Annotated in this window: 21 protein-coding genes and 1 pseudogene; 13 read left to right on the top strand and 9 right to left on the bottom strand. The window is 41.3% G+C overall.

What is annotated here, in order from left to right:
* Nucleotides 1-129: 129 nt before the first annotated feature.
* Complete coding sequence (locus Q0541_RS06530) at nucleotides 130-1,068, top strand: hypothetical protein (protein ID WP_298907251.1); 939 nt, start codon at nucleotides 130-132, stop codon at nucleotides 1,066-1,068.
* A gap of 185 nt (nucleotides 1,069-1,253) precedes the next feature.
* Here Q0541_RS06530 and Q0541_RS06525 read toward each other — a convergent pair.
* Nucleotides 1,254-1,464: pseudogene (locus tag Q0541_RS06525) on the bottom strand (transposase); the annotation flags it as partial.
* Nucleotides 1,465-2,231: 767 nt separating this feature from the next.
* On the opposite strand from Q0541_RS06525, the gene Q0541_RS06520 reads away from it, so the two are divergent.
* The 4 genes from Q0541_RS06520 (at nucleotide 2,232) to Q0541_RS06505 (ending at nucleotide 5,901) form a co-directional block, all read left to right on the top strand.
* Nucleotides 2,232-3,152, top strand: coding sequence for an NADP-dependent oxidoreductase (locus tag Q0541_RS06520; protein ID WP_298907249.1), 921 nt, complete (start codon nucleotides 2,232-2,234; stop codon nucleotides 3,150-3,152).
* A complete protein-coding gene (locus Q0541_RS06515; RefSeq protein WP_298907247.1) occupies nucleotides 3,142-3,345 on the top strand; it encodes a hypothetical protein in 204 nt (67 codons plus the stop codon). The genes Q0541_RS06520 and Q0541_RS06515 overlap by 11 nt, the downstream gene beginning before the upstream one ends.
* Before the next feature lie 579 nt (nucleotides 3,346-3,924).
* The gene (locus Q0541_RS06510) at nucleotides 3,925-5,013 is read left to right on the top strand and encodes a GHMP kinase (RefSeq protein WP_298907245.1); all 1,089 of its coding nucleotides are present in this window, start codon (nucleotides 3,925-3,927) and stop codon (nucleotides 5,011-5,013) included.
* Between the two features lie 354 nt (nucleotides 5,014-5,367).
* Nucleotides 5,368-5,901, top strand: coding sequence for a hypothetical protein (locus Q0541_RS06505; protein WP_298907242.1), 534 nt, complete (start codon nucleotides 5,368-5,370; stop codon nucleotides 5,899-5,901).
* A 427-nt stretch (nucleotides 5,902-6,328) separates the two neighbouring features.
* Here the strand turns inward: Q0541_RS06505 and Q0541_RS06500 are convergent, their stop codons facing one another.
* Nucleotides 6,329-6,607, bottom strand: a complete 279-nt coding sequence (locus Q0541_RS06500; RefSeq protein ID WP_298907239.1) for a transposase — start codon at nucleotides 6,605-6,607, stop codon at nucleotides 6,329-6,331.
* 88 nt (nucleotides 6,608-6,695) lie between these two features.
* Nucleotides 6,696-6,803 (bottom strand): transposase, encoded by a 108-nt coding sequence (locus Q0541_RS34340; protein WP_366941824.1) that lies wholly within the window; start codon nucleotides 6,801-6,803, stop codon nucleotides 6,696-6,698.
* 573 nt (nucleotides 6,804-7,376) lie between these two features.
* Between Q0541_RS34340 and Q0541_RS06495 the strand changes: the two genes are divergently transcribed.
* The gene (locus Q0541_RS06495) at nucleotides 7,377-8,441 is read left to right on the top strand and encodes an efflux RND transporter periplasmic adaptor subunit (RefSeq protein WP_298907236.1); all 1,065 of its coding nucleotides are present in this window, start codon (nucleotides 7,377-7,379) and stop codon (nucleotides 8,439-8,441) included.
* 407 nt (nucleotides 8,442-8,848) lie between these two features.
* Here the strand turns inward: Q0541_RS06495 and Q0541_RS06490 are convergent, their stop codons facing one another.
* Nucleotides 8,849-9,469 (bottom strand): DUF1003 domain-containing protein, encoded by a 621-nt coding sequence (locus tag Q0541_RS06490; RefSeq protein ID WP_298907233.1) that lies wholly within the window; start codon nucleotides 9,467-9,469, stop codon nucleotides 8,849-8,851.
* A 259-nt stretch (nucleotides 9,470-9,728) separates the two neighbouring features.
* On the opposite strand from Q0541_RS06490, the gene Q0541_RS06485 reads away from it, so the two are divergent.
* The 3 genes from Q0541_RS06485 to Q0541_RS06475 all read left to right on the top strand — a co-directional run bounded on the left by Q0541_RS06485 (nucleotide 9,729) and on the right by Q0541_RS06475 (nucleotide 12,337).
* Entirely contained in the window at nucleotides 9,729-10,007 is a 279-nt protein-coding gene (locus Q0541_RS06485) for a DDE-type integrase/transposase/recombinase (RefSeq protein ID WP_298907230.1), read from the top strand.
* Between the two features lie 491 nt (nucleotides 10,008-10,498).
* Nucleotides 10,499-11,656, top strand: coding sequence for an XdhC family protein (locus tag Q0541_RS06480; RefSeq protein ID WP_298907227.1), 1,158 nt, complete (start codon nucleotides 10,499-10,501; stop codon nucleotides 11,654-11,656).
* A gap of 12 nt (nucleotides 11,657-11,668) precedes the next feature.
* Nucleotides 11,669-12,337 (top strand): nucleotidyltransferase family protein, encoded by a 669-nt coding sequence (locus tag Q0541_RS06475; protein ID WP_298907225.1) that lies wholly within the window; start codon nucleotides 11,669-11,671, stop codon nucleotides 12,335-12,337.
* 32 nt (nucleotides 12,338-12,369) lie between these two features.
* Here Q0541_RS06475 and Q0541_RS06470 read toward each other — a convergent pair whose 3' ends face one another.
* Complete coding sequence (locus tag Q0541_RS06470; protein WP_298907222.1) at nucleotides 12,370-12,627, bottom strand: hypothetical protein; 258 nt, start codon at nucleotides 12,625-12,627, stop codon at nucleotides 12,370-12,372.
* A 16-nt stretch (nucleotides 12,628-12,643) separates the two neighbouring features.
* Nucleotides 12,644-12,871: a hypothetical protein gene (locus Q0541_RS06465; RefSeq protein WP_298907221.1), complete on the bottom strand. Its 228-nt coding sequence runs from the start codon at nucleotides 12,869-12,871 to the stop codon at nucleotides 12,644-12,646.
* Between the two features lie 402 nt (nucleotides 12,872-13,273).
* On the opposite strand from Q0541_RS06465, the gene Q0541_RS06460 reads away from it, so the two are divergent.
* The 3 genes from Q0541_RS06460 (at nucleotide 13,274) to Q0541_RS06450 (ending at nucleotide 15,723) form a co-directional block, all read left to right on the top strand.
* On the top strand, nucleotides 13,274-13,462 hold the full coding sequence (locus tag Q0541_RS06460; protein ID WP_298907219.1) for a hypothetical protein: 189 nt from the start codon (nucleotides 13,274-13,276) through the stop codon (nucleotides 13,460-13,462).
* Between the two features lie 267 nt (nucleotides 13,463-13,729).
* On the top strand, nucleotides 13,730-14,614 hold the full coding sequence (locus Q0541_RS06455) for a carbohydrate ABC transporter permease (RefSeq protein WP_298907217.1): 885 nt from the start codon (nucleotides 13,730-13,732) through the stop codon (nucleotides 14,612-14,614).
* 8 nt (nucleotides 14,615-14,622) lie between these two features.
* The gene (locus Q0541_RS06450) at nucleotides 14,623-15,723 is read left to right on the top strand and encodes an ABC transporter ATP-binding protein (protein ID WP_298907215.1); all 1,101 of its coding nucleotides are present in this window, start codon (nucleotides 14,623-14,625) and stop codon (nucleotides 15,721-15,723) included.
* A 285-nt stretch (nucleotides 15,724-16,008) separates the two neighbouring features.
* Here the strand turns inward: Q0541_RS06450 and Q0541_RS06445 are convergent, their stop codons facing one another.
* On the bottom strand, nucleotides 16,009-20,718 hold the full coding sequence (locus Q0541_RS06445; RefSeq protein ID WP_298907212.1) for a non-ribosomal peptide synthetase: 4,710 nt from the start codon (nucleotides 20,716-20,718) through the stop codon (nucleotides 16,009-16,011).
* Nucleotides 20,719-20,956: 238 nt separating this feature from the next.
* Between Q0541_RS06445 and Q0541_RS06440 the strand changes: the two genes are divergently transcribed.
* Nucleotides 20,957-22,057, top strand: coding sequence for an alpha/beta hydrolase (locus Q0541_RS06440; protein ID WP_298907209.1), 1,101 nt, complete (start codon nucleotides 20,957-20,959; stop codon nucleotides 22,055-22,057).
* 33 nt (nucleotides 22,058-22,090) lie between these two features.
* On the opposite strand, the gene Q0541_RS06435 is transcribed toward Q0541_RS06440, so the two are convergent.
* Nucleotides 22,091-23,623 carry a glycosyltransferase gene (locus Q0541_RS06435; protein ID WP_298907206.1) on the bottom strand — a complete coding sequence of 511 codons (1,533 nt, stop codon included), beginning with the start codon at nucleotides 23,621-23,623 and terminating at the stop codon, nucleotides 22,091-22,093.
* A gap of 393 nt (nucleotides 23,624-24,016) precedes the next feature.
* A partial coding sequence (locus Q0541_RS06430; protein ID WP_298907203.1) for a phosphopantetheine-binding protein occupies nucleotides 24,017-24,431 on the bottom strand: 415 nt, incomplete at its 5' end.

Genomic DNA, 24,431 nt, shown 5'->3' with positions numbered 1-24,431 from the left:
GTTGCAACAGAGGAAAAAGAAGTGCCGCAATATGGAAAACAAGTATGGTTGGAAGCTGCTATGGGTAGAGGCAACTGAAGGCAAGAGCCTGAAAGTTGACTCTTCAGGTACTGTTCAAGAGGTGGGATAATGGCTAAACCACCTTCTAAACGCAAAAAAGCCACCTCTGTTACAGCCAACAACTCAAAACCATCCGCTAATTCTGCAGAAGGTACCTTTGATCGAGAAAACCCTGCTACGGCAACGATTACCGTTACTGCTGTTGAAGTTCCAGAGTTGACAGAGGAAGAACAAAGCGATCGCTTGCACTTGGAACGCAAGGTAGAAAGAGCGTTTTTTGAGGCAGGTAAAGCTTTGACGGAACTGCGCGACCGCAGATTATATTGCTCCACTCACAAAACGTTTGAGGAATACTGCCGCGATCGCTTTGGTCATAGTCGGCAACAGTCAAACTATTTAATTGCCGCAGCCAACGTTTATGAAAATTTGACAACCATTGGTTGTCAAAATGTGGCAGATGAGAATTTGACAACCAGACAATCACAAATTTTGCCCACGAGTGAACGTCAAGTTAGACCCATGACAAAGCTTGAATCCCAGGAACAGCAAGAAGTGTGGCAAACAGCAGTTGAAATTGCTGGCGGGAAAGTGCCGACTGGTAGAATCGTCAAAGACGTTGTGCAAAGGATAATGGAACGAACTCAAGTACCTAACACCTACCAAATTGGTGAGGTCTGCCAAATCCTTGCTAAGGACAACCCCGAACTCAGGGGTAAAGGTGGGTGTTGGGGGATTATCAGCACAGTAAACGAGTTTAGTTGTACGGTGAAAGCCTGGGATGGAGAACTGACGGTTGGGCTGAAGCATCTGAAGTCTTACGAATACTTGCTTGCCGAATGCGAACAGATGCAGCGGATTTGCGATCGCTTGAGTCGAGTGTATTCCGATTTGCTGGAGGAGACAGTCAAAAATCTGTTGCAGTCATTGGGGAAGGTGAATCGACCTTATCTTACTGCTGTGGAAGAGAAGTTGTTGAGTGTTTTGGAGTCGGAGTATAGAAAGAGATAACCTCCTTAGCTGGACTTTATCCATTTTTCTCTAGGGGTCATCACAAATTTAGGCGATCGCTAAAACTCTTAAATACAGCCTTGGTAAATACTGGTGACTCGTACAATACACTGAGACTGAGAGCCAATTGTGTGTATCTTCCCATGAATACAACAATACCAGTTGAAATCACCAGTATCCTACCGCCGTTCTTGAACACTTACTAACGATAATACAAAAAAAGATAGTCCTGATATCGGTTTATTTACTAGACTAGAAAAAATCTATCCAACCCATAAGTTTTTTTACCTGTTTTACTGACTACAACTTCATCTCCTGTAAGCAAATATACCTCATTTGCACGAAACAAATACTTGCGAAAAATAGCCAAAACAACGTAGCCCAAGGTATTACTGTTAGGACTTACGCAAAAAACCTCTCAAACTCTCATTCCTCCGTGTCGCGCCAGTTGCTACCCTGCGGGAACGCTAAGAGCGAACAAGTCGGGGAACCGCAAGGGCGCACTGGCTTCTCTATGTCTGGAGTGGTAGCCTGCGGCAAGCCGCTTCTCTACGAGAGGCTGCGCCAATGCGTCTACGTTCTTCCATGACCCGTGCGTAAGTCCTGACTGTATGAAATAACCTCAACATTATCCGATAACTACCACCAATGCCTGCCTAACGTGATATTCAAGGGCATAGTGACTCGGCCACTCATTGCTAAGATAGCCAAGATTATTTGGTTCAACTAGGCATTGTAAGAGTGATAGGATGTCGGACATGGGCGAATTATAGTTTTTGAGTTGTCTGTTTGGGAAGACAACAACTCTACTACAGAGCGCCCTCTCTCTTCATACTTTTGTTTTGGCGAAGGTATTGATTAAACATACTAGAATGAGTTATTATCATCAACTTTAAGTACAGCCTAAATCGCTGTATCGGGATCTTAGGACGACAAATTTCGGTCTAATACCCGGATCTGAATAATTAGATGGAAACAGTCAGTCTAAATAATAGTTGGGCGGCTCGGTAGACGAGAGGCATGGCAAGAGGAGAGAAATTACCAGTTCACCTCTGACGGCTGGAGGGTTGGACTGCGGCGCGCGGCTTGGCGACTTGCCGCAAATTGTTATGAATGATGAGCCAATTCTGCCATACCTATTGAATTAAACAGGAGCGAGGAAAATGAAAGCAATAGTAATCAAAGCGTACGGCAATGATGACGTTCTAAATTATGCGGATGTCGAACGCCCGGAGCCGAAGGCGGACGAAGTTTTGGTGAAAGTTCACGTCGCAGGGGTTAATCCGGTTGACTGGAAAATCCGCAACGGTTCGGGCGAAAGGCTCGGTCTAAAACTACCCATCGTGCTTGGCGGCGAGATTGCCGGAACAATCGAAAGAATCGGCAATGATGTCAGCGGTTTCAAAGAAGGTGATGCGGTTTACGGCATCATACGTTCTGGAGGTTTCGCCGAATACGCGATTGCCAAAATGGGGGATATTGCGGCTAAACCCCGAAGTCTTGATTTCGAGAACACGGCGGCGATTCCACTTGGCGCGTTGACCGCATGGCAGGCGCTTTTTGATTTAGCCCACCTCAGCAGCGGTCAACGAATTTTGATAACCGGTGCCTCAGGCGGAGTCGGTTCGCTGGCTGTTCAACTTGCCAAAGCAAAAGGCGCATACGTCATCGGTACGGCTTCGGGGCGCAATGAAGATTTCGTCAGAAATTTAGGCGCGGATGAATTCGTTGATTACACAAAGCAAAACTTTGAAGCAGTCATTAAAGACGTTGATGTCGTCTTTGATGCGGTCGGCGGCGACACGTTTGAGAAAACGTTCAAAACGTTGAAAAAAGGTGGCTTCCTGGTAACGTCAGTAGCGTTTCCGTCCGAAGAAAAAGCGCAAGAATTTGGCGTCAAGACCGCGCGGGTCCACTGCAAGCCAAACGTGGACCAATTAGCTGCCATCAGCGCATTGGTTGACGAAGGCAGATTGAAAGCGCACGTCGCAACCGTTTTGCCGCTCGTAGAAGTGAAAAAGGCATTCCAACTTTCCGAAAGTGGGCGTACACGCGGCAAAATTGTTTTGCAAATTGGGACATAATTTTGAAACACCAGGCGCGGCTACAGCAATTCACCCAACCGCCTATAGCTTTGCTCGTTCCTCGCTGTGCTTCCGGCAGCGGGTGCGTTTAGTCATTGGGTGGAGCTTGCGCGGAGCATTAGCTTTGACCACTCCTAACCCGGATTTCTCACAAAGATTTAAACGACTAGCCCAAAACGTTTATACCACTTAGACTTGAGATAAAATACTCGTTCACATACTGTTGTGATTCGTACAGTCTCTAAAACGCTCAAAATCTAAGCTCAATAAAGGTTTGGGTAATAGCGATCCCTACGGCGGCAAGCTACGCACCGCTTGTGAAAAATGTGGGCTAAATCTTGATTTTCTTTTGCAGCGAAGTACTTCACAGGATCCTCAGCTTTACTTTTGTCATAAGCAACACTCAGTAGAGTGAAAAGTTTTACGTTAGCGAAGCTCACCGAAGGTATCGCTCTGTGATAGATGCCATTTTATTATTACTTAAAAGACTGTATTTTTTGATACGATTTCTCGAAAACCCTTTGAAAAATATAACATAAATAAAACTAATAGATTAGCCAAAAATGTAAGGGTAGGAATGGCATTAGGACATACTTCTGGTGCTGTGTCTTAGAATTTTTGTAAAGTATTAGACTTCTTCCAAAAATCCTAAATACGTGGGAAAAGTAGGTTAGAGTTGGGTAGCATCTATGACCTACGAACAGGTAAAGAGCGTGAAGTTAGAAGACTTTAAACGCTTGTGTGGTATACGTCCAGATACTAATAACTGCAAATGAGAATTTTTGTTTCAGGGCGTCTTTGTTTGTTCGGAGAACACAGCGATTGGGCAGGAGAATATCGCAGTGTTAATCCTCTTATCGAAAAGGGCCACACCTTAATTGTTGGTACTAATCAAGGAATTTATGCCAATGTCTTGCCTAATCTTACTGAGCTAATTATTCGTACTTCTCTCAATAATGGTAGGGGTTATGAACCTTTGAGATTACCTATGGAATCTAATACCCTGAAATGCATAGCGGCAAAGGGCGGTTTTTTTAGTTATGCTGCTGGTACAACATATCAAATTCTGACTCACTATGATGTCGGCGGACTTGAGGTTAATAATTATCTAACCGACTTACCCATCCAAAAGGGATTATCTTCAAGTGCTGCTTTTTGCGTTCTGATTGCAAGGGCTTTTAATCGTCTGTATGACTTGAAAATGACAATTCGTGAAGAAATGGAGTTTGCCTACCTGGGAGAAAGAACCACTCCTAGTCTTTGCGGTCGTATGGATCAGGCTTGTGCTTATGGAAATCGCCCAATATTGATGATATTTGATGGTGAAGAAATCGACCTGCTCGAACTGAAAGTTAGTGAGGATTTGTTTTTTGTTATTGTCGAACTTGGCGGCAGTAAAAATACACAAAAAATACTACAAAGATTGAATCAGTGCTATCCTTTCGCAACTAATTCAATACAGCAAAATGTCCAAAAATATTTTGGTTCTATTAGCTCTGAAATTACCCAAGCAGCAGTTAAAGCAATACAAAAAGGAGATGCCCAAGTTCTTGGAGCTTTAATGACAAAAGCCCAAGCGGAATTTGATCGTTACGTAGTTCCGGCTTGTCCTGATCAATTAACTGCAAAAAAGCTGCATATGCTTCTCCATCACAAGCGTCTTGAGCCTTATATCTTCGGAGGAAAAGGTGTGGGTTCTCAGGGTGATGGCACTGCACAACTGATAGTTAAAAATCAAGAGAGTCAAAGAAAAACTATCGAAATTATTAAGCACGATTTTCCTCAAATGCAAGCGTTACAGTTAACTATTTCAAAACTACCAACTCGGATGATTGACTTAGCTGAGGACAAAAAGCATTAGAAGATGTTTGTAAGTTTTTGATACGCAATTTTAATTAACTTGCTCTCATTAGCCAAGCACCTACTGCGGAAACTGTGGGTACTAACCCCCTTAATACCCAGTCTACACACAGGTTTCTCTGAGAAATTTCTCAGCGCTAATAAATGACAAATCTCTCTCAAGTTATAGATGTATTCTCTACGATGATAGAGGATTTTTTGTTCCTACTTCAGTATTGTATTTGAATAAAGGGATTGTTAGAGAGAGCATATTTTTTTTATTAGCTACCTAATTGTAGTACTTTTACTTAAAAATTAACAATTTTTAAGGTCATGTTAGTACTAGAGCAAAATTCTTAAAATCACAATGGCAAACATGAATAACACAAACAAAGAAGTTGATAGTAGTAATAAATTGAGTCAGCAGAAAATAGATACTGAAACTGATATGGATTCATCATCTAACGAACTGATACAGAAAAATAAAACGATTAATATAGATGGTCAGCGTCCAGTCGAACCAAGTAATATTGAAATTAAAGAAACGATTAATATAGATGGTCAGCGTCCAGTCGAACCAAGTAATATTGAAATTAAAGAAACAATTAATATAGATGGTCAGCGCCCAATTGGGAAGAATGAAAACGATTATGATAAGACAATTAATATAGATGGTCAGCGCCCGATTGGTAAGAGTGCTTTTCAAGAACATGAGATGTTAGCTGTAGACGGGAAGCGTCCAATTGACCCTAGCGATTTAGAGATTGAAGCTGTTCAAAACATAGACGGTCAACGTCCGATCGCTAAAAGTAAATTTCTATCTTCAGATACTCTAGAGATAGATGGTAGCCGCCCAATAGGTTCAAATAACACTATCGAAGAGCCAATACTAACAGATTACGTAGACTAAAAGCACGACTTTCCTTGACACTGTAAAGTGGTAAAGATAAAACAATTGCACAATTACCTGAAAACTAAAACCACTCTCGTCCCCAAACCAGACTTGCAGTTTCTCTGGGTAACATTTTAAGGCTAATTAACAGCCTTGTAACTTTTCTTTAAATACATTCCTTTTTGTTGAGTCTTGTTTGTCCTCCAAACTGTATTTTGCCTAAAGGTAAACATACTTTTTTGTTTTATACTAAGTTGCGTTCAGAGGTAGTATCCTGACCCTTACTGAGACGGCGAGAGCGACCCAGCTACGCCAGTGTACGCTCTACTACCCAACGACGAGGTAATACTTTAAATTCGTCTGTACGATGGCTTCGCCCGCCGTAGGCATCGCAACGTTTGATAATGGAGAGTCCACAACCAATGAAATATCTAACCCAATCGACTCATGAGCCAGCATATCCGGCATCCGCCCAAACCAAATGTAGTTTAGGGAATAAGTGGTCAATTTTGTCGAATACAAGCTTTGCGCCGTCACAATCTTGAATCGAAGCTGTATGTACGACAACCATCAAAATTAAACCCATCGTATCAACAAGGATATGGCGTTTGCGACCATTAATCTTTTTTCCGGCATCATGGCCCTTCACCCCTCCTTTGTCAGTAGTTTTAACTGTTTGTAAGTCGATAATTCCTGCCAATGGCTCTATATCTCTTCCTTCCATCTGCCGCAATTGCGATGGCGTAACCGCCCGCTAGAAGCGATCGCAATACTGTGTGAATTTTCTGCCATACTCCTTTACGCTCCCAGCATCAGAAATATGAATATACTGTTTGCCATGCAGGTAAATCGTGAGGCATCATTCCCCACGAGCAACCTGCACGCAATATGTAAAAGATTGCATTTACTACCTCCCGCATATCTACTTCACGCTTTTTTCCGCGATGAAGGCTGACGTTCTGCTGGAATCATTGATTTTATCAAATCCCGTTCGATATCAGAAACGTCTGTAGGATAAGCTTTTCGAGCCATTTTACGCGATTCAAATACTATGACTGTCTTTTTTAAAATACCTGTCCTGGAGGAATGACTGTGGTGCTCTTTATTTTTTATTTATAAACATCTTCTTAGCTCGACTTTATCCAAAATTAAGAACTCGGTTTTCTTTATCCGGCAAAAACCCTGGCTTTTCGGCAAATACTTTTTCCATGTCACAGATTATCGATGAAGTTAAAAAAGTAAAACTACCGAACCACAGAGGTTTCAGCGATAGCAATCACGTTGCGAAAAAAATGGATAAAGTCGAGCTTAGAGGATATTTTAAAAGTGGGGGGCTGTTGTAAGAAAACTCCCTGTGGATTTCAGATATAGTGACTTATGAAGCTATTTTGAGAGAACTATGCACTCAAGTGATATTTACCGTATTCTGAAAGTGGACTAGTTAAGTAGTGCCAATTTTTATACAGAGATGTTTTTTTACATGAATAACACTGATGAAGCGCTTGAATTTTTTACAACAGTTCCAAAAAGTTACAACATTATCAGAACAAAAAACTCCCGTGTTGTTGCAACAGGAGCCAACTAACACTTCTACTGAATCGAACAATCCTCTCAACAAAAAATTATCACCTTCTTGGGTTCGATATTTGCTACTGCTTACAGGATCGGGAGTATTGTTGGGTATTGTTGCAATTTATTTAGGAAATTATGCTTACCGTCAATGGCAATATACGCAAAAATATCTAGAAACTGATAATGCTCATGTCACCGCAGAGATCAACCCTGTAACTACTCGTGTATCAGGAATAGTTACTGAAATTAGATTTAATGATAATCAAATTGTATCTCCGGGCATGGTGTTAGTGAAACTTGACAAAAGTAACTATCAATTATCTCTGGCACAGGCAAAAACATCTCTAGAATTAGCTAAACAGCAAGCAGCATTGGCACGGGAAAAAATTCTCAAAATTGTTATTGATACTCCAGAACCACAGCCAGTTCGCAAAAACGAAAATGCTCAAATAGAACAACGAGCTTTGATTAAAAAAAGAACTTTACAAGCACAAGTCTTGAATCATCAAAAGAGGCTAAATGAACAACAATATAAGATAGCGTTGGCTACTTTTACTCAAAAGCAGGTAGAGGTAAAAAAAGCGGAACTGGAGTTGGATTACACTAACATTGCGACTGTGGTTGGTGGACTAGTTGGCAATAAAAATGTCCAAATAGGACAGCAGGTGCTTCCAGGGCAAACTCTCTTATCAATAATGCAGCCACGTCCTTGGATTATTGCCTATTTTCCAGAAAAGCAGTTAGAAAAGATACAGCCAGGACAAAAGGTGAAAATTACAGTCTCAGCCTTTGCTAATCAGCAGTTTCAAGGTAAAGTAGATAGTATCGCCTTTATACCACAAGATAATCTTACGAGTAATTCAGCTTCTAGTAATTCATTAAATCAAATTCCCGTCAAGATTGTGTTTGATCAATCAAGTATTCAAGGTTACGAAGCTCGATTTAATCCGGGAATGTCAGCAATTGTAAAAGTTGAAACTAAATAAAACTTTTTGAAATTACTTTTCAGTAAGTTTTTTAAATCTCTTTAGCACCCCGAATTTTAAAAAATGGTTACATGAGGTGATTACCCACTCTTGCGTGCCGTCTCTTGAGCATCTTTGCTATGAGAAGGAAAAGAGAAGGCAATCACTCAGAGGTCTGTATCTTGCCCAAGACGGCTCAAAAAGCTTAAAATTGCTTCAGTTATTTGGAGAAAACTTAGGTTTGCATTACTTGCACGAGTGCTTGTAACATGATTCAGCGCTGCAGACTGTGATCAAGAAACTGAATAGTCAAGTTTGGGCAGTGGAGAATTCCTTGTTTAGATGGTAAGTTGGTTAATTAAAATGAGCAACAGGTGCGATCAAAAAGTTGCTTATTTTATACTTGTTCTAATACTACGCTTGCTTTGTCACTCCTGAGTTGATGTTTTTTGCTGAGAGAAATTTGCTAACTCTGATGCTAAGGTTTCTTCTAATACATTTATAATTGCGTGCGGATCAGTAGGAGACTTCATCATTTCGTCCTCCGGGTCAGAGCGATTTTTGACATTAGGAATATCCTGGCGTAATTCCTCAACCAAACCGATAAGTTTAGCGATTTTCTGCTCAGAAAGCAGGTTGAGTTGAAGGCTAAGTTGTGCCCGTTGCTCTGCTAACTTTTCTTGTCGCTCTTGTTTAATCAACACCCCTGTTGTGACTAACAGTGAGCCAGTAGTTAATGAAAATTGTAGCCAAGAAAATGGCGGGGGGTCAAATCTTGATAAGCCTAAACGTCGTGGTAAAATATTAGGTATTACCCACAGTGTCATTCCTAGTAAGATACTGTAAAGGAATGCCGGACGACCAAAAAAGGCGCTTGCCGCTTCTACAACCCGCTGGTGGCGAGGTACATCCTTCTCGTAGCGCCTATGTAAGGCAATGATAGTTTCGATATTTTGACTAATAGCTGAGGGTAATGGGGCTGTGGGCAGAATGGTTTGACACGATACTTGCGGTGAATCGCTTGGATTTGGTTTATCTTGGGAGAGCATTGGTAGTCTGACTTGATGAATGATTCCTCCAATTTCTTAACTCAAGTTTAGACTGCGGATCTATACTTTGAGGTAGAAAAAACGTATGAAAGTACCAAAAGACAGATTTTGGCACATTGCTATTGTTGCTGAATCAAACAAGATTTTTAGAATTTGTCGAAAACCAGGCTCAAGGTTCTGAACCGAAATCTAATCACTGAAGGGGTGACAAAGAAGTTATAAATTTTCTGAAAATCTTCAGCCGATTGAAACTGAAGATTTGCTTGATCTACTAATTGCTCATTCGGCTCTGTTGGTAGTTTTGCCGGAACTGCGGCAGAATAAGTCTCTCAATCAGAGAATCGAGCAGGACCACAGATTTATCAAATGGTTAGTCAAACCGGGAATGGGGTTTAAATCATTTAACACAGCAAGACGAACGATAAATAGTTACGAAATTATGCGCTTGCTAAAGATTGGGCAAATTGAAACAGTGAAGAAAGGAACCGTCAAAGAACGGATCAAATTTATATCTGAAATTTTTGGAGTGATAGCATAATCCATCTCCTTACAAAGGAGTTTTTTGTCCTTAATTAGTTTTTGCAACACAACCAAGAATCTGAAGGGCTTCTTACAGAGTACGGAAGTTTGCAACAATCAAAACTTTCCAACACAAAAACGCAGAGGAAGAGTTTCAAATAAAAATTTTAGCAAGAAGCTTAAATAACTTTGCTAAAATTGTAAGTTACAAAAAATCAGTATTCCCTACTAACTCTTATAATAGATAAATAATTCAAATTGACAACTATCCTGCGAGGTATGATTTTAGCGAGATTTTCACTTATCTTAAGTAGCAGAACAGTGTGATACCTGCGGCAGTAAACAACGCAGTCAGTCTCATGGGTATGCTTTAATGGTTAATGGGTGGTCATCGACTCGTATTTGACACTAGTAGTAATGCAGGATGGCACAGTCATCGTATTGTTTTCATTGGGACTGCTTGCTCAAGCTAATAAACTGCTATCTATAAACAGAAAAATAAGCAATCAAATGAACGAATTACAAGCAATTTTAGAAGGCTTCGAGTCAAGTCAAAAAAATGGTGAAATCACTTTCCTTGCCACTGTAGTTAAAACTCAAGGTTCAACCTATCGCCGACCGGGTGCTAAAATGTTGATGACAAATGCAGGTCGGATGATCGGAACAATCAGCGCTGGTTGCTTGGAGAATGACGTATTTGAGCATACTCAACAACGAATGTTAGACGGCAAACCAATTGTTGTTACTTACGATAATAGCGCCTCTGAAGATATTCTTTGGGGCTTTGGTCTAGGGTGCAATGGAATGGTGCAAGTTCTCATCGAACGTCTTGAGACAGAAAGCACACTGAATACGATCGCTTTTACACAGGAGTGCTTTCATAAAAAACATTTGGGTATTATTGCTACAGTCTTTACTTTTGAAGGCGGGGTAGATGTGAAACTTGGATCGCGCTTATTGCTGTATCCAAACGGTAAAATTCTGACTGACATTAAAGATCCAAATTTAATTCAATCTCTGAGTGCAGACACTCAAGCAGCCTTTGTTAATCAAAAGTCAAGCGTAAACAACTATCAGTTACCTTTAGGCAGTGCAGAAGTTTTTATCGAAGTCATCCACCCACCCACATCTTTAGTAATATTTGGTGCAGGTTATGACGCTGTACCCGTAGCACAGTTTGCTCAAGCATTAGGTTGGCAGGTTACTGTAGTCGATTGTCGAGCTAATGAGGCAACTAAATCGCGATTTCCTATGGCTTGTGATGTGATTCTTAGTCGGCGAGAAATTGTAAAAAAACAGGTATTTATAGATGCCTACACAGTTGCTGTAGTGATGACACATAATTATCTTGATGACCTGGAAATTTTGAAAATGTTGTTGCCATCTCCTGGACGATACATAGGGGTTTTAGGCCCTAAGGCGCGGACTGAAAGGTTGATTGAAGATTTACGTTTGCAAGGAATAGTTTATACTACTGAACAATTAAAAAGATTGCATGGTCCTATTGGAATTGACATCGGTGCAGATACACCGGAAGGAATAGCGATCGCCATTATTGCTGAAATTCAAGCAGTGCTCACAAACCGCAGTGGTAATTTTTTAAGAAATCGCAATCAACCAATTCACCAATGCTATGAAAGCAACTTAAACTTGCTAGTTACCACATAGTTTTTATCTGTCATGGTATTTAACACTGAGCAAATAGACAATAAAAAATCAACTATAGCCATTATGATTCTTGCTGCTGGTGCATCTACTCGTATGGGTACACCTAAACAACTATTGCTTCACCAAGGACGTAGTTTTTTGCAACACATTACTGAAATGGCGATCGCTTCAGTTTGCCAACCTGTAGTAGTAGTACTTGGAGCAAATGCAGAACAGATTCATCCCCAAATTAAGCAACTTCCCGTTAGAGTAGTTAAGAATTTGGATTGGGCTTGTGGAATGAGTACTTCAATCAAAAGCGGTATAGAATTGTTAAATAATCTTCCTCAAAAAATAGAAGCAGTAGTTATTACACTTTGCGACCAGCCATTTGTTTCTTACCAAATTATCAATCAGCTTGTTGATGCATATTATTCAGAAAAAAAACCAATCATTGCTTGTGAATATGCGGGTACATTAGGTGTCCCATCTCTATTTAGTCAGATATTTTTTTCAGAACTTGCTGCTTTAAAAGAAACTTCAGGAGCAAAAAAAGTTATAAATAATAACCTCAATGAAGTCTTTTCTATTCCGTTTCCACTAGGTAATATTGATATTGATACACCAAAAGATTATAAACAATTGTTATCAATTACCAATTTGGCTTCTGAAGTTCAGATGCAACAAAACGAGTATCTGTGAAGATGGGAATAAAATAGAATGGCACACAGCTATCAACGAAGCAAAAGGACTTGTTTTGAACTTGAAGATTTTTCATTTTGGGCGACGGGTGGTGCAAAAAAAGTGCCTTGATTACAGTCTTTTACCTCAACACCTATAACTTGGTTTTCTTGTTTCAACGAGGCAGAAGACTTATACAAATTCTCTATAAAGTTGCACTTAATAAAGCAGATGTGATGTAATCCGTTGTACCGTTCCCAAACCTGCTTTTTATAAGTCTCAATGCCAATACGCTCAGGGTTGGGCTGCATGAGAGGTTTTCCGCTATCATCTCTTAAAATATATCCAGTCAGACGATCGCATGGGGATTTTAGGAGATATTGCATGAAGGTTGAAGAATTCTTCTTCACGCGCCCAGGCTATAAAGCGATTGCCATCCTTTAAGTCTGCAACTTTCCACCAGAAAACCTCTTCAAGTTTGGGTAGCCAGTTAGTTCTAATATTTGTGTCACTCGTCTCCAACAATACATCCAAGTCTACAGCTGTATAAGTCAATTTTATCTGTTTAGTTGCTGTGTTTGCTATTGCTCCACCTCGACTTGTAGTCTAGTAATAATGTGATTTGCAAGTGTAATTAGTAAAGCGAGCGCACCACTAATAATTAGAAATTCTATTAAGCCGTCTCCTGAATATCTATCCCGGACTCTATCAGTTGAAAATGATTTACTGATGGTAAGAAGCATTGGTGGATTTTCTTTAAATCACTCATCCAGCGTTGCTAAATGTGTAAGAACTTATGGTCTTGGGATGCGTCTACCACATGACCAAGAGTTAACTGCATCAACACATACACCCAGTAATCGCGTTAAATCCTCATGCTTCATTGGGTGTTGCGCAAGAAAATCTTGCACAGATAAAGCTTTGATAATATAAATTCCGTTTTGTTCCATAATAATATTGTCTCCAAGACTATTTGGTGGAACTACCTACGGGTGGGAAGCGATCGCGTCTGGCCAAGGGGCGATCGCTGCTAACATAACGGCGCTTCACTTGGAAAACCCCTCTGGGCGCTGGCTCCCCTACGTATCTGTTCAAAAATCAAATAGTAGTCCTAATATTATGAGTAATCATCAATTTTTCTGGTAAGATAGTCAGCGTCTTGACCATCAATGCCATAAGCGAAAACTAAGCTAATAGGTATATGTTGCAAGAAAATTCTTCGGCTTCTCTACGAGACGCTACGCGTAGCTTGCTTCCCCGTAGGGCTACGTTCAGAGTAAAAGATTTGAGTCTTGGAAACCAGGACTCCTGCCCTTGGAGGGAATGTCAGACCAATAGAACTACGAAGTCCTGGAGGCTGTTCCCGATGAATTGGGAAGCCCCGTCCGTCTATAGGTTGGAGTAGTTCACCCTATGAGTTCAACTCCACAACCAGTTCCAACAACTCCGCAACAAACACAGAAAAGCAGGTTTTCTCTAAAAAAAATCCTGCTGCTAATAGCAATTGTCTTAGTAATGTTATTCAGCCTAGCGCCAGCCCTATGGCAATTGCTGACCTCGTTTAAAGTTAACGAAGATATTGCCGCCGTTCCCACTGTCTATTTACCCACGCGATTCACTTTTAGTCACTACATTGAGTTATTCACCCGTCGTCCATTTTGGCGCTACATCTTCAACAGTGCCTTTGTGTCGATTACTTCTACAGCTTTAGCTTTAGCGATCGGTGCACCCGCTGCGTATGCGCTGGCACGGTTACGCCCGTGGGGTGAAGGAGTTATCCTCGCTAGTGTTCTAATAGTGACTTTATTTCCTGGAATTCTGTTATTCCTGGGACTGTTAGAAATTATCCAAGCGCTCAGACTGGGCAACAACTATCTAGCGCTGATTATACCCTACACTGCCATCAATTTGCCCCTGACAATTCTAGTACTCAGAAGCTTTTTCCAACAATTACCTAAAGACTTAGAAGATTCTGCTAGGGTCGATGGCTACAACACTTTTCAACTACTGTGGCAAATCGTGCTGCCCATGACCCTTCCCGCCTTAGTGACTACTGGAATTCTCACCTTTATTTTTGCCTGGAACGAGTTTATCTTCGCTCTAACGTTTATGACCCGTGAAGAGATGAAGACGATTCCTGTTGCTGCTGCTCAGTTGGGTGGTGCGTCAGTATTTGAAATTCCCTACGGTTCCATCGCCGCTGCTACTGTTGTAGGGACGTTACCCCTGGTTTTACTAGTTTTGTTTTTCCAGCGCCGGATTGTCCAAGGTCTTACCGCTGGTGCTGTCAAAGGATAAAAAGAAAAATGGCTAAACTCGAACTCAAAAACTTGAATAAAACCTATACTTCCAAAGTTGTCCCTGTTAAAGACGTTAGCTTAACAGTAGATAACGATGAGTTTCTCACTTTACTTGGCCCTTCTGGCTGTGGCAAATCCACTGTTCTACGCATGATTGCGGGTCTTGAAGAACCTACTCGCGGTCAGATTAAGATCAACGACGCAGATGTTACCTATAAGTCAGCAGGCGATCGCAATATCGCAATGGTATTTCAAAGCTATGCACTCTATCCGCACATGACAGTGTACCAAAACCTTGCTTCTGGACTCAAGCTAAGAAAAGTACCATCTGTAGAAATTAAACAGCGAGTAGCAGAAGTGGCAAAAATTTTAGGACTAGAAGAGCTAATGAACCGCAAGCCTGGTCAAATGTCTGGAGGTCAACGACAGCGTGTTGCAGTTGGTCGTGCCTTAGTACGTAATCCCAATGTGTACCTGCTAGATGAACCCTTAAGTAACTTGGATGCGCTGTTGCGGGAACGAGTCCGAGCCGACCTCAAGCAAATTTTTGCCGAGCAAAAAGTCCCTGTGGTCTATGTTACCCATGACCAAACAGAAGCGATGACACTCTCCACGAAAGTAGCTTTGCTCAACGATGGCTATGTCCAGCAACTTGACCCGCCCGAACTCATCTATAACCATCCAGCTAATTTATTTGTGGCTGGATTTGTTGGTAGTCCTCAGATGAATTTGCTGACTCTACTTTGTAATGAGCGATCCGCTCTAATAGGTAACTTCCAGATATCTCTGCCAGATATACCAACTGTACCACCCCAGATTGTGCTAGGTATCCGCCCAGAAAACGTTCGCATTGCCCAACCAGGTGATACTCAAACTATCCAAGGGCGAGTGTATCTAGTAGAAAACTTGGGTATGCACTATTTAGTCAGTGTCAAAGTTGAAGGTTCACAAACTGGAGCGACTATAGTACGTGCTTTGTTACCAATAGACCAAAATTGGAATGACGAGGATATTACACTGACATTACCCCCTGAAGATATTCACTGGTTTGATGTTCAATCTGGACATGCTCTTGTCAGAAGGCAAATATTAGGTGTGAGGGGCTAGTAACCCTGCACCGCCGACATAGTGCTTTCTGGGTTGGAATGCAATGGTCAATTATGGATAGGGGCAATGGAATTTTGGACTGATCTAGCTCATGAATTGATCTGCTTGAAGCCCGGCTAAACTACCCTTTTTTCAGCGAGGTCTACGGGCTATGGCTCTTATCCAGTCTGCTTTATAACTTATCTGAACTTGATATAACAGTAACGGCAAGCTTATCCTTAAAGTCACACCGAAGCCGTGGTTATTACCATCTTTCTGCTCTCCAGTAAAACTTTTTCATAACTACTAACGCCCCTTGCTCTCTTCGTTTAAAGAAGATAACTTAATCCGCCGACTTTCACGCGATAGTGGTACTAAAACTGGGGCTTGATTTTGAGTATTGCTTTCTTTAAAGCTTTCCACCACTTTAGATAGTTGTGCAATTGTCGATGCTTCAAATACGCTACGCAAAGGTAACTCCACACATAAACCGTCGCGCACTCTAGAGACAAGCTGAGTTGCCAGTAATGAATGACCGCCTAATTCAAAGAAATTGTCATAAATTCCTACGCGCTTAATTTCTAAAACCTCAGCAAAAATTTTCACCAGCACTTGTTCAACAGCAGTCCGAGGTGCGATGTAATTTTTAGACAATTGGAGCTTAATTACATCATGCAATGCTCTTAAGGCGCGACGATTGACTTTATCATTAGCTGTTAAAGGTAAAGACTCTAATACTACAAAAGCTGATGGCATCATATACTCAGGCAGTTTTTGTGCTACGTAAGTCTGCAACTGCGGCACTAATTTACGCGCTGCTTTGGCTTGTAGGGGATTATTGGCGTAAGATTGCCAGGGATGAGAGTGAGTCATGCTATGTGGAAAAATAATTCTCTTACTTACTCCATCTTGTCGTATAAAAACCACATCATAATGACCTTCAATACTTGAATGTGACCAGGTAATATCAACCCCATAAGGTACATTCAGCGCATAGAAATCTTCTGGATCTACTCCGAAATTTTCGAGTTCTTGCAAAGTTTTACGTATTTGACCTACAGTTTTAAAACCTTCTACGTTTGATAGCCATTCTGCTGTTTTAACTGCTGACATTACCCGCGCATTAGGTACATTAATAATATTTAATATTTCTGGTTGATTTTCAATTAATAACTGACGTACTGCTGAGATTGTTAGATTATCTTCAGACCAGTTTAGCACGGAATAATTTTTAGTATTATTAACAGTTTCGTCATTAATATGAAGAGTCACATTATAACGAAACTCAGTTAACTCATTGTGATGTTTACCCCGCATCAGTTGAATTTGCACATGATTTATCTGGGGAAAGTGTTGCTTTATTGCAGTAAAAAAAGCTGGATCAATGACTAACTCTGTTTCTTGAAATATCTGCATTTGTATCCGTTGCTGCAACTCAAAGCTGCTAAGGGAAGGTTCAGCTTGATACAGTTGCACTGACGCATGAAAAGCTTGCAAGAGTGGCAAACTACGTACATCTCCTATGAAGATAAAGCCACCTGGAGCAGTTGCCTCCACAGCACCTTCTAATACATGAATCAGATAATCAATAGTAGGAAAGTATTGTACAACCGAGTTCAGAATTACTGCATCAAAAGCTCCTGTTTCTACTTTCTCGAAGTTAGTAGCCATTTGCTGATACAGCGTTACTTGCGGCATTTCTTGCTTTTGTAACTGCTGCTGAATGTAGTTAAGCGAAACTGCGGAAAAGTCTGTCCCCCAATATTTAGTGCAGTGAGGTGCAACCCTAAACAGAATTAAACCTGTTCCACAACCAATTTCTAACACTCGTTTGGGTTGAAAAGCCAAAATTTGCTCGACTTGGTTATCCACCCACTCACGCATCTGCTCTGATGGAATAGGTAGATTTGTATAACTACTATTCCAACCTACAATATTCAATTTTGGATCGGAATCAACAGGTTGGTTATAAGTTTCGTTATAGAGCATTTGCCATTGCAAAACTTGCTCATTCTGCAATTGCATTAATTGCATATTCTCCTGCTTGCTGCTGTATTCGGTTTTTGGTACTACATAAGCTACTAAGCATTTTTCTCTTTTATCCTCGCGAATTATAACTACAGTTTGCTGCACTGCTGGATGCTGACTGAGTACCCCTTCAATTTCTCCCAACTCAATGCGGTAGCCGCGGATTTTTACCTGCTCGTCGAGGCGACCTAAAAATTCAATGTTACCATCTACTCGATAGCGAACTAAATCACCTGTCTTATAAAGCCGTACTTTTAACTTATTAGTAAAAGAATGATAAATGAAAGATTTAGCAGTCAAGTCAGGACAGTTTAAATAACCTCGCGCTAATCCATCACCACTTATGTACAACTCTCCCGAAACGCCGAGGGGTACAGGTTGTAAATATTGATCTAATATGTAAACTTGTGTATTGGCGATCGCACGACCAATTGCAGGTGCTAAATTATCTTTATGTTTAACAGAAACATGGGCAAAAGTTGTAACGACTGTGTTTTCAGTTGGCCCATAATTATTAAATACTTGAAAAAAATGGTCAGCTAAAGGATATTGATTTAATTTGTCTCCACCTATAAGTAATATCCGTAAAGCCGCGTTCGTGGGAAAATCTAATAATAAAACTTTCTCTGCTAAAGGTGTTGGGAGGAAAGAAATTGTTATCGCTTTTGATACTAGCCAATCTCGTAATTGTTCAGGTACTTGCCTGATTTCATCATTTACAAAATAAATGCTTGCACCAGTACTAAGATAAGGCCAAATTTCCCAACCGCAAGCGTCAAAGCCAACTCCAGAAATCTGCGTTGCTCGGTCAAGAGGTGAAACTGTAAACGTTTTTTGATGCCAAAAAACTAGATTTAACAATCCTTTATGTTCTATTTTAACCCCTTTAGGCTTTCCAGTTGAGCCAGAGGTATAAATGACATAAGCAAGGTTATCTACTTTAACTTGGTTGGGAAGATTATCTTCAGTTTCTTGAGTAATAATTTCCCAATCATTATCTAAAGCGATTACCTCTGAATTATGGGTTCCTAGACGTTTAATCCATTTATCTTGAGTTAATAAAACTGAGATTTTAGTATCTTCAAGCATAAAGTTTAAACGTTCAGACGGATAGCTTGGATCTAAAGGTATATAAGCTCCGCCTGCTTTTAAGATGCTCAACATCCCAATTACCATATCAAAAGAGCGTTCTACACAAAGTCCTACTAAAACTTCGGCTTCAACTCCTAATTTTTTTAAATAATGTGCAAGTTTGTTGCTGCGTATATTTAACTCCTTATAGGTAAGTTGTCTGTCTCCAAATACCAAGGCTATGGCATCAGGTTTCTGCTCTGCAAAACTCTCAAATAATTGATGGATACACTTATCTTGAGGATAATCTGACTGAGTATTGTTCCATCCAACTAATAAATCATATAGCTCAGATTCGCTTAAAAGTGGGAATTGTGCAATTCGGTGTTCTGGATTTGCAACTATACCCTCCAGTAATTTTTGAAAATGTCCTAGCATCCTGGTGATAGTAGCATCATCAAATAAATCAGTGCTATAAATTACAAAACCACTAATTCCCTCTGAGCTATCTGCCCATAACCCATTTTGCGTATTTGGCTCCCACAAGTGGAACTCCAAATCAAAGCGCGTTGTTTCCGTTTCAAATGGTAGCGGACTTAAAGTTAAACTAGGTAATTCTAAGGCGGACATTGGCGTATTTTGGAGCGCAAAAACTACTTGAAAGAGCGGATTTTGATTTAAATTCCGCTCTGGATGTAGTTCCTCTACGAGTTTTTCAAAAGGCAAATCTTGGTGAGCATAAGCCTCTAAAGCTACCTCTTTAACTCTACTCAATAATTCCCGAAAAGTTGGGTTTCCACTTAGTTGGGTACGCAGTACTAAGCTATTGACAAAAAAACCAATTAATCCTTCAATTTCACTACGGTTGCGATTGGCAATAGGTGAACCGATAGCAATATCTTCTTGTTGTGTATAGCGGTAAAGTAAAACTTGGAATGCTGCTAGTAGGGTTATAAACAAAGTTACCCCTTCTTGCTGCCCGAGAGCTAAAAGTGCTTTACTCAAAGTTTTTGATAATTGCAGAGGTTGCCTTGCACCCTGGTAACTTTGAGCAGCTAGTCTTGGTCTGTCGGTTGGCAGATTTAGCATAGAAATGCCATCTAATTGCTTCTGCCAATAACTCAGTTGCTTTTCTAAAACTTCCCCTTGCAACCACTGGCGTTGCCAGTATGCAAAGTCTGCATATTGGATTGTAAGTTTCGCTAGAGGAGAAGGCTGATTGTTGGCAAAGGCTGTGTAAAGTACTGCTATCTCTTGAATCAGCACCCCAATGGACCAACCATCACAGACAATGTGGTGTATAGTTAGCAGCAAGATATATTGTGTCTCATCTAACCACAGTAGTTTTACTTGCAGCAACGAATCGGTTGATAAATTGAAAGGACGTTGAGCTTCTTGGGTAGTAAGTCGTCGCGCTTGCATTTCTCGTTCGGCTTGTGGCAGTTGCTGTAAATCTATTACTGGCAAGGGTATTTTGAGCGTAGGATTAATTACCTGAACTGGTTGCCCTGACTGAATGACAAAAGTGGTGCGTAAAGCTTCATGTCGGCGCACAATTTCGTTAAAAGTTTGCTCTAACGCGGCTTGATTGAGCGAACCTGTTAAATTTAGTGCTAGTGGAATGTTATAGAAAGCATTATTAGGGATTAATTGGTCAAGAAACCATAACCGTTGTTGAGCAAAAGAAAGGGGAAGATTTTCTGACCGCGAAATAGGTACCAGAGGTCTAAAGCTGTGGTTATTAGTTCGATTAGTTGCTTCTAAAAATTCAATAATTTCTGCTTTCCGCTCTTGAATTTCTGCACGTAATTCTCCTGTAAGAGTCCCTTCAGGGGCGTTACAGCGAAACTTTTCACCATCAAGAAAAACTTGAATATCTAAGCTGCGAAGATAAGATAAAAACTCAACCGTATTCAAATTATACCCCTTCGCAACTGTTGTTACTTATTAGAAGGTAGGAGATACACAAAAGTGTGAGCGAAGTGCAAATTTCTGCCAAGCTGCACTGCTTATTAACTAACCCAACATTTTTATCACACTTATAACAGGGTATAAATCCTTCTTGAGGCTGAAAATAGGATGGTACTAACTGTGGTATGAACCTAAAAGACAAAGCAGTTAATCACGTATCGCAAGGTTTAGGCTCATGCTGTTCATGCCTCATAATTTACTGCTCGTATGGTTGAGTCAACTGCTGTCGATTGGGGTACTTGGCGGGGGAATATACATTCTTTATGAGTGGTACGAAGGAGAACTTGTAGGAACCTCCTACTTAGTGGCTGGGCTAGTAATGTTTCTTTGGTCTTTTGGTGGTCGTTTTATCAGTTTGCCACTGCTGCGCCGTCCAGGAGCCGAGGAACCTAAGTTTATGCGTAGCAAAACCGTGCAGCGTTTGCCACGACCGGATGGGAGCGTGTTACAAGTAGAGTTTTTTGGACCTGAAGATGGTCAACCAATTATTTTGTCACACGGTTGGGGGCCAAACAGTACTATATGGTATTATGCCAAACGACAACTAAGCGATCGCTTCCGAGTAATTGTTTGGGATCTACCAGGACTAGGAAAATCCTCCAAACCGAAAAACAATGATCACTCTATAGAAAAATATGCCCGTGACTTGGAAGCTGTTGTTGCCATAGCAGGGGATAAACCTGTTATTTTGGTAGGACACAGCATGGGTGGGATGATCAACCTAACATTCAGTCGCCTGTTTCCAGAGCAATTAGGGAGTCGGGTGGCTGGCTTAATTCTTGTAGATACTACTTACACCAATCCGGTAAAAACTTGTATTTTTAGCGGTCTGGTACGTAAATTGCAGAAACCGCTACTCGAACCTGTGTTGTACCTGACTAGTGTGCTGTGGCCGATTTTTTGGTTGATGACTTGGCTCTCATATTTGAATGGTTCGCTGTACATCACCGTCGAACTGTCTGGATTTACGGGTACTGAAACACGTGGTCAACTAAGTTTTGCAGGTCTATTATCAGCATTGGGTTCGCCTGGTGTTCTAGCTCGTGGCACACTGGCAATGTTGAAGTTTGATGAAACAGAAACACTTGCAACTATTAACATTCCTGTGTTGGTTGTTTGTGGCGCTTCAGATATAGCAACTAAACCCGTTGCAAGCGATCGCATGAAAGCAGAATTGCCTTACTCTCAAAGAGTCACCATAAAACCAGGTGGACACATGGCATTGATGGAACAAAACCAACAGTTTGCCGAAGCAGTCAGCACGTTTTGTGCAGGCTGCTTATAGCTGGGATGATTACTTAAAACTTCCTTTACTTCTTCACGGGCTAGATGTACTTAGTACCTTTTGGTTAGTTCCAAAGTAGAGGTCGCTCAATTCTTCCAAAGAAACATCGGTCTGCGATTCTGGATTACGGAAGTAGGGATGGATGGGAAGCAGGTCAGCGCGAGGGCGGGTTTCCGGTGAAGACAGAATCGAATCAAGCAAAGACAGGTAGTTTTCAGCAGTAGATTCCCAAGTGTACATCTTTAGCACTCGTTGCTGACCAGCTTGGGCAAAATACTCCCACTCCTGAGCATCACATAGCAACCGCTCCAAGCCCCGCGCAATATCAGCAGGATCTTCTGGGTCAACGAGTACGCCATATTCGTTATTTCCCTGTTGCAAGCTCTCGCTAGGGCCACCGTTCTTGGTTGCTACCACTGGTAAACCTGCAACTGCTGCTTCTAAGGGAGCAAGTCCAAAGGGTTCGTAGAGTGCGGTCAGCGCGAACACCGAGCGGCATTTAATCATAAACCGATAGGCTGCTGCTAGTGACTCTTGAGACTGATCTGACAACCCAAATCCACTGATCTTACCCCACAAGTCGTTTTCTTTAACCACCTCCCGAATGGGGGCTAATACTTCTTCAGTCATGTCGTCACTAGTCTCCTCTCGTAAAGGATCGTCCAGCCCTCCTGTAAGTAGCACCAAGTTAGCTCGTTCCTGAAGTGTTGAACTCATTGCAAAAGCTTGCACCAACCCTAATACGTTTTTTTTAGGCTCTAATCGACTGGATGCGATGATGGTGGGCAAATCTCGACGTGGTTCTGCAATGTCCCGTGCCAATCGCTCCTGAATGAGTTGGTAGGTAGCCTCCTCGTTTTCGGAACGCGCCTTTGCACCGAAAATCGAGAAATCTGCTCCCGGTGGAATCACCGCAAAACGGTTGTCATTGTCTACATCCACCGCACCACAATAGACTTGATGAGAGTACTGTTCAAAGCGTTCCTGTCGTGTACTGGTGATATTAATAGCCGAGCGATTCATGCTCAGGCGTTCGGCTAAGATGCGATATCTGAACTGGAATTGCTCATCTATTTCTGTAAGATTTTCTGGGGTAACTTCCAGTTTTTCCATCTTTTGAGCGCCGAGAGAATGAGCAGTAAAGGTAAAAGGTATACCTGTCTCTTCTTCAATCAGAACGCCACATAGTCCGCCATCGGCGTAGTGGGCAGTCATTGCATCGGGTAAGCCACCCTGCTGTTGATAAAATTTCAGGATGTTAGGTACCCAATCACTAACTAGATCAGACCATAAAAACTCTTTAGGCAAAAATTCTTTTGGCCCTGCTGGTAAACGGATAATGCGAACGTTATCGACCCCTGGATAAGTGTCAATCGCTTGGGCAAACTCTGGCCACTCCGGGTCAATGATTTGACGGGTGAGAATATCAACTTTATGACCCATTTGAGCTATGGCTATGGCGACTTGCTTAACATAAATCAGCTGACCCCCAAAATCTGGGTGTTTCGTTATGTGACTATTGCCTGAATCAAAATTGCCTTGAGGGTTGAGAAATCCAATGTGCATCGCCCACTTCCTAATACAGGTTAATTTCTACTAGAGATTTTTGCTTGAAGACGGCAGTAGAAAAGCTTAGTGAGCTTGTTAAAAACTCCCAAGACTGAAAAACGCAGGCAGCGAGGCTGTACATAAATGCGATCAAAAAGTAAGTCATATCAAGTCCGGTTGAATACTTATCATTACGGCTGACGCAAAAACACTGTAAGGCTCTTACGTGGAGAGTTTTATTTAACAAGCAGTTAGACGGACATGATCTTAAAGAGCTTTTCTTGCTTCCCTTTAGCTTAAACTCAGCCAATTCGCGCATTTATCCTAATAGCTTAAGTTAATCGCTACTGCGGCTCGTACACATATACCGGATGGCATAAATGGCATGGTGATTTCTAACTCAGGGGTTTCTCAAAATTCTACTTCTTCTCGTTGAATTCCGGTAGTTTCAGTGTTATTCACACCTTTTGCTGTCCAATACATTGTGTCAATACACCTAGCAAGTTGTTCAACAGTTGGTGCTTCAAACAAATTGCGTACAGGCAAATCTATTTGGAAGGTGTCCCGAATGCGGGAAGTTAGCTGAGTCGCTAGTAGAGAATGACCGCCCAATTCAAAGAAATTGTCGTGAACGCCTACTTGCTCTTTTCCCAAGACTTTAGCCCAAATTTCTGCAAGTAACTCTTCAACCTGCGATCGCGGTGCCACATAATCTTGATTATAGGAAGTAATTGTCTCAGGTATGGGTAAAGCATGGCGATCGACTTTGCCATGGGAGCATCCCAGTTTTTTGCAAAGAGGACGAAAATCAGTCAGGATAAGTAAG

Source organism: uncultured Nostoc sp. (assembly GCF_937863485.1).
Taxonomy (GTDB): domain Bacteria; phylum Cyanobacteriota; class Cyanobacteriia; order Cyanobacteriales; family Nostocaceae; genus Nostoc.
This window is presented reverse-complemented; position numbering and strand designations above follow the sequence as displayed.